This window comes from Cupriavidus sp. D384, assembly GCF_001652915.1.
Taxonomy (GTDB): Bacteria; Pseudomonadota; Gammaproteobacteria; order Burkholderiales; family Burkholderiaceae; genus Cupriavidus.
Window position 1 is genome coordinate 1 of record NZ_BBQI01000003.1, and the last position, 14,007, is coordinate 14,007.

Annotated in this window: 14 protein-coding genes and 1 pseudogene; 3 read left to right on the forward strand and 12 right to left on the reverse strand. The window is 67.0% G+C overall.

From position 1 onward, the window contains the following. Both A9J21_RS32600 and surE read right to left on the reverse strand, forming a co-directional pair. Positions 1 to 163 (reverse strand): annotated as a pseudogene (locus A9J21_RS32600) (protein-L-isoaspartate O-methyltransferase); the annotation flags it as partial. A 109-nt stretch (positions 164 to 272) separates the two neighbouring features. After that, the gene (surE, locus tag A9J21_RS00600; RefSeq protein ID WP_066730879.1) at positions 273 to 1,025 is read right to left on the reverse strand and encodes a 5'/3'-nucleotidase SurE; all 753 of its coding nucleotides are present in this window, start codon (positions 1,023 to 1,025) and stop codon (positions 273 to 275) included. A gap of 249 nt (positions 1,026 to 1,274) precedes the next feature. Between surE and A9J21_RS00605 the strand changes: the two genes are divergently transcribed. After that, complete coding sequence (locus A9J21_RS00605) at positions 1,275 to 2,249, forward strand: NADPH:quinone oxidoreductase family protein (protein WP_066730880.1); 975 nt, start codon at positions 1,275 to 1,277, stop codon at positions 2,247 to 2,249. 91 nt (positions 2,250 to 2,340) lie between these two features. Here A9J21_RS00605 and A9J21_RS00610 read toward each other — a convergent pair whose 3' ends face one another. From A9J21_RS00610 to A9J21_RS00635, 6 genes are all read right to left on the reverse strand, one after another. Further along, positions 2,341 to 3,132: an ABC transporter permease gene (locus tag A9J21_RS00610; protein WP_066730881.1), complete on the reverse strand. Its 792-nt coding sequence runs from the start codon at positions 3,130 to 3,132 to the stop codon at positions 2,341 to 2,343. Between the two features lie 26 nt (positions 3,133 to 3,158). Further along, positions 3,159 to 3,971, reverse strand: coding sequence for an ABC transporter ATP-binding protein (locus A9J21_RS00615; RefSeq protein ID WP_066730882.1), 813 nt, complete (start codon positions 3,969 to 3,971; stop codon positions 3,159 to 3,161). Between the two features lie 95 nt (positions 3,972 to 4,066). After that, entirely contained in the window at positions 4,067 to 5,110 is a 1,044-nt protein-coding gene (locus tag A9J21_RS00620) for an ABC transporter substrate-binding protein (protein WP_066730884.1), read from the reverse strand. 208 nt (positions 5,111 to 5,318) lie between these two features. Beyond that, the gene (locus A9J21_RS00625) at positions 5,319 to 6,299 is read right to left on the reverse strand and encodes a tripartite tricarboxylate transporter substrate binding protein (protein ID WP_066730886.1); all 981 of its coding nucleotides are present in this window, start codon (positions 6,297 to 6,299) and stop codon (positions 5,319 to 5,321) included. 99 nt (positions 6,300 to 6,398) lie between these two features. Then, positions 6,399 to 7,376: a hydroxymethylglutaryl-CoA lyase gene (locus tag A9J21_RS00630; RefSeq protein ID WP_082926156.1), complete on the reverse strand. Its 978-nt coding sequence runs from the start codon at positions 7,374 to 7,376 to the stop codon at positions 6,399 to 6,401. Beyond that, on the reverse strand, positions 7,373 to 8,569 hold the full coding sequence (locus A9J21_RS00635) for a CaiB/BaiF CoA-transferase family protein (RefSeq protein ID WP_066730888.1): 1,197 nt from the start codon (positions 8,567 to 8,569) through the stop codon (positions 7,373 to 7,375). Before A9J21_RS00635 ends, A9J21_RS00630 begins: the two co-directional genes overlap by 4 nt. A gap of 264 nt (positions 8,570 to 8,833) precedes the next feature. Here A9J21_RS00635 and A9J21_RS00640 point away from each other — a divergent pair, with 264 nt between their 5' ends. Together A9J21_RS00640 and A9J21_RS00645 are read left to right on the forward strand one after the other, a co-directional pair. Beyond that, entirely contained in the window at positions 8,834 to 9,601 is a 768-nt protein-coding gene (locus A9J21_RS00640; RefSeq protein ID WP_066730889.1) for an ABC transporter substrate-binding protein, read from the forward strand. A gap of 35 nt (positions 9,602 to 9,636) precedes the next feature. Further along, complete coding sequence (locus tag A9J21_RS00645) at positions 9,637 to 10,971, forward strand: GGDEF domain-containing protein (protein WP_082926157.1); 1,335 nt, start codon at positions 9,637 to 9,639, stop codon at positions 10,969 to 10,971. Positions 10,972 to 11,043: 72 nt separating this feature from the next. Here the strand turns inward: A9J21_RS00645 and A9J21_RS00650 are convergent, their stop codons facing one another. The 4 genes from A9J21_RS00650 to A9J21_RS00665 form a co-directional block, all read right to left on the reverse strand. Beyond that, entirely contained in the window at positions 11,044 to 11,949 is a 906-nt protein-coding gene (locus tag A9J21_RS00650; RefSeq protein WP_066730893.1) for a LysR family transcriptional regulator, read from the reverse strand. A 2-nt stretch (positions 11,950 to 11,951) separates the two neighbouring features. Next, the gene (gene recR, locus A9J21_RS00655; protein ID WP_066730896.1) at positions 11,952 to 12,566 is read right to left on the reverse strand and encodes a recombination mediator RecR; all 615 of its coding nucleotides are present in this window, start codon (positions 12,564 to 12,566) and stop codon (positions 11,952 to 11,954) included. A 37-nt stretch (positions 12,567 to 12,603) separates the two neighbouring features. Then, entirely contained in the window at positions 12,604 to 12,930 is a 327-nt protein-coding gene (locus A9J21_RS00660) for a YbaB/EbfC family nucleoid-associated protein (RefSeq protein ID WP_066730897.1), read from the reverse strand. Between the two features lie 79 nt (positions 12,931 to 13,009). Further along, on the reverse strand, positions 13,010 to 14,007 hold a 998-nt coding region (locus tag A9J21_RS00665; RefSeq protein WP_304440913.1), incomplete at its 5' end, for a DNA polymerase III subunit gamma/tau C-terminal domain-containing protein.

The window sequence follows — 14,007 nt, forward strand, 5'->3', positions numbered from 1 at the left end:
CGGGCGGCGCGGCGGGCTTGCGCGGCTTGACGGTGGCTGGCGCCGGCGCGGCCACGCGCTTGCCCACCGCCGGCATGCCGGCAGTGCGCGCGGGCGCGGGCTTGCGTTCGACTACCGCATCCAGCGGTAGTGGAAAGCGGGGGCGGCGCGGCGTGGAACTCATTTCGGATACGGCGATGGAACGAAAGGAAGGACGAAAACGGCGTTGCCGCGCAGCGCACCCGCGCGGCGACCGCGAAGAAACGCCTGACGGGCGCGCGGCGATGACACGCTCACCCCAACCACTGTGCGATCTGTTCCAGCTGGCCGCGATGCGTCAGGTCGAGTTGCAGCGGCGTGAGCGAGACGTAGCCATTGGCCGTGGCATGAAAATCGGTGCCTTCGCTCGCGTCGCGCGCGTCGCCGGCCGGACCGATCCAGTAAATGGGGTCGCCGCGCGGATTCACCTGCTGGATCACGGGCTGCGACGGATGGCGCTTGCCCAGACGCGTGGCGCGGTGCCCGAGGATATGCTCGTACGGCAGGTTCGGAATATTGACGTTCAGCAGGAAGGGCTCGCGTGGCGGCCGCGCTATCACGTTCTCGACGATCTCGCGCGCCACGCGCGCGGCCGCGTCGAGATGCTCCCAGCCATGATTGACCTGCGAGAACGCGATCGAGGGGATACCGAACAGGTAGCCCTCGATGGCGGCGGCCACCGTGCCCGAGTACAGCACGTCCTCGCCCATGTTCTGGCCCTGGTTGATGCCGGACACCACCAGGTCCGGGCGCTCCTCAAGCAGGCCGGTCAGCGCCACGTGGACGCAATCCGTCGGCGTACCATTGATATAGCGGAATCCCTTCTGCACCCCTTCCCTCGCCTCATAGACCGAAAGCGGGCGTTGCAGCGTCAGCGAGTTCGAGGCCCCGCTGTGATTCTGTTCCGGAGCGATCACGGTCACGCGCGCCAGGGGCGCGAGCGCTGCGTGCAGGACGGCCAGCCCCGGCACAAGGTAACCGTCATCGTTGGCGAGAAGGATATGCATGGCCGCGATTGTACCTGAGCGAAAGGCCGCTGGCGGCACCGCAGATGCACCGGAAACGGGACAAATGCGCCCCGATTGCGCCAGCCGGGCGCCCGCCATGCGTCGCCCGAATAGGCGACATGCAGCGATTTTTTCCCACAGAACGATCGTGCTTTTCTTGCGCTACACTTGCCCGACGTCGTGCCCGGCCGCCCTGGCGTTCCTGCCGCGCACGACACCGGCAAGACCACATCACATATGGGAGACACAATGAAAGCCGTACTGTGCAAAGCCTGGGGCCCGCCCGATTCGCTGGCGCTGGAAACCCTGCCCGACCTGGTGCCCGGCGACGGCGAAGTCGTCATCGACGTCAAGGCCGCCGGCGTGAACTTTCCGGACGTGCTCATCATCCAGAACAAATACCAGGCCAAGCCCGAGCTGCCGTTTTCGCCGGGCTCGGAGCTGGCCGGGGTGGTCAATGCCGTCGGTGCCGGTGTCACGCATGTGAAACCGGGTGACAAGGTCATCGCCTACCTGGGCAACGGCGCGTTCGCCACCCAGGCCAGGGCTCCGGCCAAGGCCGTGGTGCCGATGCCGCCTGGCATCGACTTCGACGTGGCCGCCGCATTCACGCTGACCTACGGCACGTCGCACCACGCCGTGGTGGACCGTGGCGAGCTGAAGGCCGGCGAAACCATGCTGGTACTGGGCGCCGCCGGTGGCGTGGGGCTGGCGGCTATCGAAATCGGCAAGGCGATTGGCGCCCGCGTGATCGCGGCGGCGTCCACCGACGAGAAGCTGGCGGTCTGCAAGGAGCATGGCGCCGATGCCGTGATCAACTACAGCACCGAGGACCTGCGCGAGCGCATCAAGGCGCTGACCGACGGCAAGGGCCCGGACGTGATCTACGACCCGGTGGGCGGCGTCTATGCCGAGCCGGCCTTCCGCTCGATCGGCTGGCGAGGCCGCTATCTGGTGGTGGGCTTCGCCAATGGCGAAATTCCGAAGATTCCGCTGAATCTGGCGCTGCTCAAGGGCGCGTCGCTGGTTGGCGTGTTCTGGGGCGATTTTGCGCGGCGCGAGCCGAAGGCCAACCAGGCCAATATGGCCCAGATGCTCGGCTGGATGAAGGAAGGCAAGATCCGCCCGCATATTTCGGCACGGTATCCGCTGGAACAGGCCCCGCAGGCGCTGAAGGACATGGAAGCGCGCAAGGTGACCGGAAAGATCGTCATCACGCCGTAAGGCGACACCCAGCGGTAGCCTTGCTCCCCCTCTCCCGCACGCGGGAGGGGGAGCACACCGTCGGCCAGCCACCAGGCCAGCCGACCAGACATCAGAGTTTCTCCGTTTCCCCGCTCTGCGGCTGCCACTTCATCAGCCGCTTCTCCCCCGCCGTCACCATCCAGTCCAGCACCAGTGCAAAGGCCGTCAGCACGACGATGCCGGCGAACACCGTGTTGATGTCGAACGTGCCCTCGGCCTGCAGGATCAGGTAGCCCACGCCGCGCGCCGATCCCAGGTACTCGCCCACCACGGCGCCCACGAACGCCAGGCCCACCGACGTATGCAGCGACGAGAACACCCAGCTTGTGGCGCTGGGCAGGTACACATGGCGCAGCAGTTGCTGCTTGTTGGCGCCCAGCATGCGCGCGTTGGCCAGCACCACCGGGCTCACTTCCTTCACGCCCTGGTAGACGTTGAAGAACACGATGAAGAACACCAGCGTGACGGCCAGCGCCACCTTCGACCAGATACCCAGGCCGAACCAGACCGCGAAGATCGGCGCCAGAATCACGCGCGGCATCGAGTTGGCGGCCTTCACATAGGGATCCAGCACGGCCGACGTGAACGGACTCAGCGCCAGCCACAGGCCCACACCCAGCCCGGCCACGGTGCCGATGCCAAAGGCCAGCACGGTCTCCAGCAGGGTCACGCCCAGGTGGATATAGATGTCGCGCTCGACGACGAACCAGCTCCAGATCCGCTGCGCCACCATCAGCGGTTCGCCGAAGAAGAACGCCACCTCCTGCGAACGCGTGGCCAGGTGCCACACGATCAGGATCACCACCAGGAGCAGCAGCTGCCAGACGCGCAGCATGCCTTTTGAATCAGCACGAAATGCCATGATCTTGTTATCGTCCGGTCCAGAAATCAGGCCACCTTGCGCTGCTGCGCATAGCCCTTGAGCACTTCCTCGCGCAACACGTCCCAGATGGCGGCGTGCAGTTCCACGAAGCGCGGATGGTTGCGGATCTCGGCCACGTCACGCGGACGCGGCAAATCGATCGTAAATTCGCCAATTGGATGCGTGCCCGGGCCCGCCGACAGCACCACCACGCGGTCGCTCATCGCAATCGCCTCGTCCAGGTCGTGGGTGATGAACAGCACGGCCTTGCGCTTGGCGGCCCACAGGTCGAGCACCTCGTTTTCCATCAGCTGGCGCGTCTGGATATCCAGGGCCGAGAACGGTTCGTCCATCAGGATGATGTCCGGGTCCAGCACCAGCGTCTGCGCCAGGCTCACGCGCTTGCGCATGCCGCCCGACAGCTGGTGCGGATAGCGGTCGCCAAACCCGCCCAGGCCCACGCGGCGCAGCCATTCCTCGCCCTGCGCCTCGGCATCGGCACGCGGCACGCCACGGAATTCCAGGCCGGCGATCACGTTGTCCAGCGCGCTGCGCCACGGCATCAGCGCCTCGGCCTGGAACATGTAGCCGGCGCGGGTGTTGATGCCCTTGAGCGGCTCGCCGAACACGCGCACGCTGCCGGTGGATGGCTCCAGCAGGCCCGCCGATACGTTCAGCAGCGTGGACTTGCCACAGCCGGTGGGCCCCACCACGGACAGGAATTCGCCGGGCTGGATGGACATCGTGACGTCCCGCACAGCCGTATAGCGCTGCGAACGGTCTTCGCGCGAGACGAAGGTACAGGTCACGTTTTCAAGGGAAAGTGCAGGCGTGCTCATGACGGCATGACTCTGAGAAACGTTTCGCCCGCCGGGCGCCCATGCAGGGCGGGCGCGGCGGGCGACGAAGACGCCCCGCAACCGGGGCGCAAGGCTTACTTGTACTTGGCGTTGGCCTTCTGCACGAACGTGTTCGTGAACGTGCCTTCCAGCTTGATCGGCTTGCCCTTCAGGTCCGGATCGAACTGCTGCAGCGTGTTCAGCGCCGTCTTCGGGCCATCGGCCGGCATTACGCCGTCCGGCGAAATTGCTTCCTTCACCTTGTCCCACGCCGCCAGGTACAGCGCGCGATCACCCAGCAGGTAGCTTTCCGGCACGGTCTTGACGATATCCGACGGGCCCGCCGTCTGCAGCCACTTCAACGCCCGCACCATGGCATTGGTCAGCGCCTGGGTGGTGTTGGGGTTCTGCTCGATAAACTTGGTCGACGCGTACAGGCAGCCCGACGGCATGTTGCCGCCGAACACCGACTGCGTTTCCTTGAGGGTACGCGTGTCCGAGGCGATCCTGACCTCGTTCTTCTGCGTCAGCATCGAGATCACCGGGTCCAGGTTGGCCATGGCATCGATCTGGCCCGATCGCATCGCGGCCACCGCGCCGGCGCTGGCGCCCACGCCGATGAACGACACGTCCGACGGCTTCAGGCCGGCCTTTGCCAGCACGAAGTTCGCCATCATGTTGGTCGACGAACCCGGCGCGGTCACGCCAATCTTCTTGCCCTTCAGGTCGGCGATCGACTTGAAATTGGGCATGGTCTTGTTCGACGTCACCAGCACGATCTGCGGGGCGCGGCCCTGCAGCACGAATTCCTGGTAATGCTGGCCCTTGGCCTGCAGGTTGATCGTGTGCTCGTAGGCGCCCGATACCACGTCGGCGCTGCCGCCCACCACGGCCTGCAGCGCCTTGGCGCCACCGGCAAAGTCGACGATCTCCACGTCGAGCCCTTCTTCCTTGAAGTAGCCCAGGCGCTCGGCAATCGTCAGCGGCAGGTAGTAGAACAGGTTCTTGCCCCCCACCGCGATGGTCACCTTCTGCTTCTCGGGCTTGCCTTGCGCGAAGGCGCTGCCGAACGTGAACCAGCCGGCCAGGAACAGCGCCAGCGCAATCAGCAACTGCTTCCAGAAAGGTTTGTTGTACATAGGGCTCTCCTGCTCTTTTCTGCTTCTGTTTGAATGAGGGCGCGCCACGTGCCGACGCACGAAAGCCGGGACGCCGCCCATGCGGCTCCCGGCGATGCTACCGGACATGCCAGATGCCCGCATCGGGACCAACACCTAATGTCAGCACAATGAGAGCAGGCCTTCAGACACCCGGCCTGCCCGCCCGTTGCCGCTGGCCCGGCGTGGATTACTCGGCGTGGATGTTGGCGGACTTGATCACCTTGGCCCAGCGCTGCAGTTCGGCCTTCTGGTACTGGTCCAGCTGTTGCGGGTTCATGTACTTTGCCTCGGCACCCAGCTCCTCGGCCTTCTTGCGGAACGCCTCGGTCTTCATGATCTTCTCGATCTCGGTGGTCAGCTTGTCCACCACGGCCTTGGGCGTGCCGGCCGGCGCGTACATGGCGAACCACGACGAGACGTCCAGGTCGGGGTAGCCGGCTTCGGGGGCCGACGGCACATCCTTGAGGCTTTCCAGGCGGGTCTTGCTGGTCACCACCAGCGGACGTAGCTTGCCCGCGGCGATATGGCCCATCAGCGGCGGCGGCGTGGTGATCGTCATGTCGACGTTGCCGCCCAGCAGGTCGGTCATGGCCGGGCCGGTGCCCTTGTAGGGCACGTGCGTGATCTGGATGCCGGCCATCTGGTTCAGCAGCTCGGTAGACACGTGCTGCAGCGACCCATTACCCGACGATGCGTAGTTGAGCTTGTTCGGATTGGCCTTGGCGTAGGTCACCAGTTCCTTGAGCGACTTCACCGGCAGGCCGGGGCGTACCACCAGCACCTGCGGCGCCGACAGCAGGTTGGCGACAGGCTGGAAGTCCTTGACCGGGTCCCACGCCGTCTTGGTCAGCAGCGGCGTGATCACGTGGTAGCCCGAGTACTGCACCAGCAGCGTGTAGCCGTCGGGCTTGGCGCGCTGCACGGCCTGTGCGGCGATCGTGCCGTTGCCGCCCGGCTTGTTGTCGACCACCACCGACTGGCCCAGCGCCTTCGACAGCGGCTCCGAGATCAGGCGTGCGGCCAGGTCGGTGGTGCCGCCGGCAGCCGCCGACACCACCAGCATGATCGGCCGGTTGGGATAGCTGCCGTCCTGGGCCTGGGCGGCGGTGCCGAAAGTCACGCCGGCAGCGGCCAGCGCGGCGCAAGCGCCGATGAGGTTGCGTTTCATGGTTGTCTCCGTATGTCTTATTGGGGGACTCGAAAATCCTGTTGTCCTGCTCCCCGCTCCCGCGCACGGGAAAGGGGCGAAAAACCGTGCGGCAATCCGTTACGCGTTGGCGAAGAACTCGGCCATCCACGCTGGCGGCTGGTGCGTGCGCAGGCGCGGGCCGGCCCGCAGCAGCTGGCTGGGGACGTCACGCTGCACCAGCTCGGACACCCCGCCCACCACATTGAGCAACGCGTCGAGGTCAACGCCGGTATCGACACCCATCGCCGCGAACATATGCACCAGTTCTTCGGTGCTGACGTTGCCGCTGGCGCCCGGCGCGTACGGGCAGCCGCCCAGGCCGCCGGCCGCCGCGTCAAAGCGCGCCACGCCGGTCTGCCAGGCCGCGATGGCATTGGCCAGGCCCATGCCGCGCGTGTTGTGCAGGTGGATGGTCAGGCCGGTCTGCGGCAGTGCCTGCTGGAAGGCCTCGCACAGCGCGGCCACCTGGTTCGGATAGGCCATGCCCGTGGTGTCGCACAGCGTGATGCCGGCAGCGCCGGCGTCGGCAAACGTGCGGGCCAGCGCCATCACGTCGGCCTCGCTGACATCGCCCTCGAACGGACAGCCAAACACCGTGGACAGCGAGATGTTCACCGGCACGCCAGCCTTGCCCGCTTCGCCGATCATCGCCAGCAGCTGGGCTTTCGACTGTTCGCGCGTCATGCGCAGGTTGGCGCGGTTATGCGTCTCGCTGGACGACATCACCAGGTTCACTTCGTCGGGATGGCACGACAGCGCACGCTCCAGGCCGCGCAGGTTCGGCACCAGCACCGTGTAGCGCACGCCCGGCACGCGCTCGATCTGGTGCATCACCGCCTCGGCATCGGCCAGCGCAGGAATGGCCCGGGCCGATGTGAACGAAGTGGCCTCGATGCGCGCAAACCCGCAGTGGGCCAGCGCATTGACGAAGGCGACCTTGCCTTCGGTGGGGACCACGAACGGTTCGATCTGCAGCCCGTCGCGCGGCGCCACATCGTTGATCTCGATCCGTGCCGGCCCTGCCAGCGAATAGGTCTGGGCGACTTGGGTACTCATGCGATCACTCCACGGGCGCGCAGGTCGGCAATGGCCGCCACGTCGAAGCCGGCTTGCGCCAGCACGTTGTCGGTATGCTCGCCCAGCGTGGGCGCGCGGTCATGAATGCCCCCGGGATTGCCCGACAGCTTCGGGAAGACGCCCGGCACTTCCACGCTCAGGCCCTTGGCAGACGTCACCGTCTCGATGACTTCGCGGGCGCGGTAGTGCGGGTCCTCGGCAATGTCCTTGACCGTATAGATGCGGCCCGACGGCACATCGGCGCCGCGCAGCACGTCCAGCGCCGAGGCCACGGTCTGCGTGCGGGTCCAGGCGGCAATCGCGGCATCGATCTCGTCGACGCGCTTCACCCGGCCGTCGTTGCGCGCCAGGTCCGGGTCCTCGCCCAGGTCTTCGCGCCCCATCGCAGCCATCAGCCGCTTGAAGATGGCGTCGCCATTGGCGGCAATCAGCACGTACTCGCCGCAGCCGCACGGATAGGCGTTGGACGGCGCGATGCCCGGCAGGGCGCCGCCCGCCGGCTGGCGCACCGCGCCAAACGCCGAATACTCGGGCAGCAGGCTTTCGCTGAGGTTGAACAGCGATTCATAGAGCGCCACGTCGATGACCTGGCCCGTGCCGCCGCGCGCATCGCGCTCGTACAGGGCCAGCAGCACGCCCAGCGCGCCATGCAGGCCGGCGATGGTATCGCCCAGCGACAGGCCCGCGCGCACCGGCGGCCGGCCCGGTTCGCCCGTCAGGTAACGCAGCCCGCTCATCGCCTCGGCCACGGCGGCAAAGCCCGGTTCATCGCGCTTGGGCCCGGTCTGGCCGTAGCCCGACACGCGCAGCATGATCAGCTTGGGGTTGGCGGCGTGCAGCACATCCCAGCCCATGCCCCACTTCTCCATGGTGCCGGGACGGAAGTTTTCGATCAGCACATCGGCCTCGGCGGCCAGCTTGCGGACCAGGTCCTGCCCCTCGCGCTGGCGCAGGTCGATGGCAATCGACTGCTTGTTGCGCGACTGGGCTTCCCACCAGACCGAGGTATCTTCGTGCAGCATGCGCCACTTGCGCAGCGGATCGCCCTGTCCGGGCGGCTCCACCTTGACCACGTGCGCGCCAAAGTCGGCAAGGGTCTTGGCGGCAAAGGGGCCGGCAATCAGCTGGCCCAGTTCCAGGACCTTGATGCCATTGAGAATCTGTTGCGCCATGTTGGGGAATGTCTCCGTGAAACTGACCCGTGCGTGGGATTTGGCTTTGTTTCGACGGAGTGTGCCGCAGCAACGGGGTGACGCGGAATCGGCATTCCGGAAAGCGGGCTATCTCGGAATGCGAAAGATTGGGGCTAACCCTGATGAGGGGATGGGTCAACTTCCGGTTCTGCGCTGCCGTTATCCGGGGCACCTCCGCACACAGTGCCGGCACCATTCCGGCACGTTTCGCGCCAGCCACCCACCATCCGCGGCCCCGTCACCATGCGATTCCTCCGCTTCTGCCGCATCCTCTGCGCCGCCTGCGCCGGCTGGATGGCGACGTCCGCGCTGGCGCAGGCGCCGGCCACGACCACCATCGTGCTGTATTCCGAGGCCGCCCAGCGTCCGCTGTCGTACGAGGAAAACGGCATGCCCCGGGGCGCCTACATCGACAGCGTGCAGCGCGTGCTGAAGCGGCTGCCGCCCGAATACCGCGTCGAGATCCGCTTCGCCTCGTGGGCGCGCGTGGTCGAGGAAGCCAGGTCCGGCAACAGCGCCGGCATCCTGGGCGTCTACTATCGCCCCAAAGAACGGCCTTACCTGAACCATTCGAAGGCGTTCTATGCCGAGGACGTGTCCGTTCACTGCAACCGCGATTCCGTGGAGGGCCGCACCTTCCGCACCTATCCGGACGATTTCGCCGGCATGAAGTTCGGCAACCAGCGCGGCTACCTGGCCCCCGGCCCACGTTTCTTCCAGTTTGCCCGGGAAGGCCGGATCGAGGTCGTCGAAGGCCATGAGTTCCAGGACCTGGTCAAGAAGATGCTGGTGGGCGAGATCGACTGCGTGGTCAACCCCAGCGTGGTCCTGAACGAGGCAATGGTCACGCTGGAGGCGCGCGGCCTGCCCGAACGCATGCGCTACAAGTCCAGGCGCGTCCTGAATATCAAGACCGAGACCGTGCATATCGGGTTCAGCAAGAAATACGAGGAAACGCATCCGGAGCTGGCCCGCTTCCGCCAACTGTTCAACAAGGCGGCGGATGAATAGAATCCCTCCCTGAATCCTCCAGGATCGAGCCCTTCATGCCACTGCCGCCCCCGGTTCAGTCGATCCGGAACAGGATGATCGTGCTGTTCATCGTTGTCACCACGACAACGCTGGGGGCCTTTGCCGCGCACCGCCAGTGGCAGTTGCAGCAGGAACTCGCGCTACGGTTCGAACGGACCCGCGCGGAAATCATGGTTGGCCTGGGCCAGAGCCTGGCCGAACCGGCCTGGGCGCTCAATGTCGGCATCCTGCGCAGCCGCCTTGAAGCCACGCTGGTACACCCCGAAGTCTCCGAAGCCTGCGTGTTCTCGCCCGACGGCAAGGAAGCCTACGCCACGGCGGGCCGCCCGGCCGCGCCCGGCACCGCGTCGTGCACCGTGGCCGGGCCGCACGACGTGCTGAGCGACGTGCAGATCTACCCGCCAGCCAATATCGATGCCGCGCGCCGCGAGCAGTCCATCGGTACCGCCGTGATCCGGTTCTCGCACGAGCCTATGCACAAGGCCCTGCGCGCGGCGATGATCCAGGGCATTACCGAAGTGGCCGCCATCGACGTGGTGCTGGTGCTGCTGCTGACCTTTGGCCTGCGCATGGTGTTCCGTCCGCTGGAACACCTGCAGCGTGCCCTGTTCCAGCTGGCGTCGAGCCATGGCGACGAACTTGACGAACTGTCGCGGCTGGGCCGCACCGAATTCGACAGCGTTATCGATGGCTTCAACCAGGTGCTGCGCAAGCTCAAGCTGATCATCGCCGAGCGGACCGAAGCCGAACTGACCGTGCGCGCCGCCATCCAGCGCAGCCACGAGGCCTTCGCGCAGATCCAGGCCACCCAGGCGGAACTGGTCGAAAAGAATCTGCAGCTCGAAGCGCTGTCCAAGACCGACCAGCTGACCGGCGTGTTCAACCGGCGCCATCTGGACGCGGTGCTGATCAGCGAACTGGAACGCCACCGCCGCGACGGCAGCCTGTTTTCGATCATCCTGATCGACGTGGACCGCTTCAAGGCCATCAACGACAACCACGGCCACCAGATTGGCGACCGGGTGCTGGTGGAAATGGCCGAGCGCATCCTGGAAATCACGCGCGACGCCGATACCGTAGGCCGCTGGGGCGGCGAGGAATTCCTGATTATCTGCCCCGATGCCTCGCCGCATGTCGCCGTGCAGTTTGCCGAACGGCTGCGCCGCACGGTGTCCGAGCGGGCGTTTTCGGTGACGGGAGAGATGACGGCCAGCCTGGGCGTGGCCTGCGTGCAGCCGGGCGACACCATCCACGGCATGATCTCGCGCGCCGACCAGGCGCTCTATCGCGGCAAGAACAACGGGCGGGACCGCGTGGAGTACGCCGACGAGGGCGTGGTGACGCCGTAGCGCATGGCGGGGGTTTTACTCCCCGCTCCCACTGCCGTGGGCGGAGGGGCGCGCATCACCCCGGGCACAGCGTCAGAACGGCGCGCGGTCCCCGCACAGATGGGTGATCAGCAGCCTGGCCGACACGGTCAGCCCGGCCGGGTCGCGCATGCCGATCAGCAACGACCGGCGCGCCCAGGCATCGCGCAACCCTACCAGCGACAACCCCATCGACTTCACATGCGGCTCGGCGGCAATGCGCGGCAGCACGCCCACGCCCAGGCCCGCCATCACCATGCGGCACATGGCGTCGAAGCTGCGCACCTGGATGCGCAGGCGGAACTGGCGCTCCAGCCGGCTGCTTTCTTCCAGCAGCCGTGCCGCCAGCGAAGTGACCTGCGGCAGGCTGACGAAGTCGTACTCGAGCGCATCGGCGTAATGCACAGGCCCGTCCTGGGCCAGCGGATGACCCGGTGGCGTGATGATGACCAGCTCGTCCTGCCGGTATTCGACGGTGACCAGCCCGGTGCACGGCGTGCGGTCGGCAAAGATGCCGACGTCGGCGCGGTTTTCCATCAGCGCGGCCACGATGTCGCTGCTGTTGTGCTCTTCCAGCTCGATGCGGATGGTTGGATGCTGGCGCATGAACTGCGCCAGGTCATCAGGCAGGAATTGGGTGATCGCCGACGTGTTGGCGCAGACGCGCACCTGCCCGCGCACGCCCGACGCATAGTCGGACATCACGCCGGCCATGCGTTCCACGTCCTGCAGGATGGTCAGCGCATGGTGAAAGCACGCCTGCCCTGCCTCGGTCAGCTGCACGCCCGCGGCATGGCGGAAGAACAGCGGCGCGCCGACGGCGGTTTCCAGGTCGGAAATCCGTTTGCTGGCGGCCGCCACGGCCAGATGCGACTGGCGCGCGCCGGCCGAGATGCTGCCCTGCCGGGCCACGGCCACGAACAGGCCAAGCGTCACGAGATCGAAGCGCGCCAGATTCATGGTCAGAGCGTGCGCCTGTCCATCACGGCGCGGGCAATGGTGCCCGCGTCCACGTATTCGAGTTCGCCACCCACCGGCACGCCCCGCGCCAGGCGCGACACCTTGAGCCCGCGCGCCTTCAGCATTTCGCCGATGTAGTGCGCGGTGGCCTCGCCTTCGCTGGTGAAGTTGGTGGCGACGATCACCTCGGTGGCCGGGCCGCCGTACTCGGGGTCGGTGGCACGCGCCAGCAGGCGATCGAGATGGATTTCCTTCGGGCCGATGCCATCGAGCGGCGACAGCCGCCCCATCAGCACGAAGTACTGGCCGCGATAGGTCAGGGTCTGCTCGATCATGACCTGGTCGGCCGGGGTTTCCACCACGCAGAGCAGCGAGGCGTCGCGCCCGGGGTCGCGGCATGTCTCGCAGATTTCCTGCTCGGTGAACGTATTGCAGCGCTCGCAATGGCGGATGCCATCGGCGGCGCCACGCAGCGCGTCGCCCAGTTTGCGCGCGCCGTCACGGTCGTGCTGCAGCAGGTGGTATGCCATGCGCTGGGCCGACTTCGGCCCCACGCCGGGCAGCACCTTGAGCGCCTCGATCAGCGCCTGCAGCGAGGTAGGCGGCGCCGCTCTCATGGCACCGCCGGGAACAATGCGCGCATGGGAACGGCGATCAGAACGGCAGCTTGAAGCCCGGGGGCAGCGGCAGGCCCGACGTCATCGAGCCCATCTTTTCCTGCGTGGTGGCCTCGGCCTTGCGCACGGCGTCGTTGAACGCAGCGGCCACCAGGTCTTCCAGCAGGTCCTTGTCGTCGGCCAGCAGGCTCGGATCGATGGTCACGCGCTTCACGTCGTTCTTGCAGGTCATGACCACCTTCACGAGACCGGCGCCGGACTGGCCCTCGACCTCGATCTGGGCCAGCTGCTCCTGCATCTTCTTCATGTTGTCCTGCATCTGCTGGGCTTGCTTCATCAGCCCGGCCAGTTGACCTTTCATCATGGAATCACTCCTTCGATATGTGTGTGTTGGGTCGGGCGGCGCCGCATGTCTGTCGATCCAGGCGGGCCGCCTCTCGAAATCAGGCAGCGCGCGGCTGCACGGAACCGGGCACGATCTGCCCGCCGAACTCGCGCAGCAGGCCCTGTACGAACGGGTCGCGGTCGATCTCGGCCTCGGCCTCGCGCTGGCGCTCGGCACGCGCCGCGGCATCGACGGCCGCCGCGGTATGGGTCACGGCGCCGATCTCGCAATGCACGCGGACCTCGACGCCGAAGTGTTCATTGAGCGCCGCCTGCAGCCGCTCGGCCACATTGGCCTCGCCAATGGCCGCCACCGGCACGCGCAGGTGCAACGCGCGGCCCACCACGCGATGCAGTTCGCTCTGGTGCGCCAGTTGCTGCGCCAGGCCCTTGAGCGGCAGGCTGGCAGCCAGTGCCGGCCAGTCGCCCGTGAAAACCGGCGGCGTACCGTCGTCGGACGCGCTCGGCGCCACCGGCGGCACGGCCGGTGCCAGCGCTATCGCCGGCTCGGGTTCGCGCTCCGGTTTGCGGGCCTGGGTCTGCGGCTGGGCGGGCTGTGCCGACTGGGCCGATGCGGCACGGCCGGCGCCACGCGGCGCGCGATCGAAACTTTCCGATTCGAAACCATTGTCGTACCCGCCAAAATTCGGGTCGAAGCCAGGATCGCTGTCGTAGGGCCCGATCACCGGCATATCGGCCGGCATGGCTTCCCACGGCGGCACATCGCTGCCTCCGGCGGCTTCCCACGGCGGCACTTCGGCGGCCGGCCTGGCCTGCTGGGCAGGCTTGGCAGCGGCAGGCGCCGGACGTTCGCGCACGGGCTGCGGCGCGGCGGCGGTTTGCGGGGCAGCCGTTACCGGCGCATCGGGTGCGGCAGCAGGCGCCTTGGGCGGCTGCGCGGGCGCAGCCGTCGCGGTCGTCGCCGGGCGCGAAGCCGGGGGCGGACGCAGCGGCTGGGCTGCCGGACGCTGGCTGGCTGCGGCGGCGGCAGCGGCGCCAGCCATCGGCGGCGCGCCGGCACCGGCCGGGCGTGTGGCGCCCTTGCCTGCCGACGCCT